This window comes from Bradyrhizobium sp. Kon58 (assembly GCF_055807455.1).
In genome coordinates, this window is record NZ_JBVVOT010000248.1 from 1 (window position 1) to 339 (window position 339).

Consider the following 339-nt stretch of genomic DNA (forward strand, 5'->3'; position numbering starts at 1 on the left):
TGGAGCCCTTGGGGCGTCCGGATAAGTTTTTCAGGGCCAGTTCCACCAGGCTCATCATCACCGGCTCCAGGTAGCCGCTGCCCAGGCTGCCGACCGGCACGTGGAACGTCAGTTGCAGATCGTCGGCATCGTAGCTGTCGGCGAGTGCCGTTTGCGTGCAGGTACGCTCGCCATGCAAGGCTTGGTTGCGGTCCAGGCACAGCTGGTTGTTCAGGTGAGAGGTGGTATAGGCACCGATGCTGTCCAGTTCAGCCAGTTGCGGATCGCCCAGGGCTTCGCGCTTGATGATGGCCTGTTCGAGTACGTATTGATGGTAAGTAAACTGATCGGCGGGCGAAG

Annotated in this window: 1 protein-coding gene; it reads right to left on the minus strand. The window is 60.2% G+C overall.

The features are described from left to right. Positions 1–339, minus strand: a 339-nt coding sequence (locus tag AC0L20_RS40330; RefSeq protein ID WP_473295721.1) for a hypothetical protein, incomplete at both ends; no start/stop codon positions are given.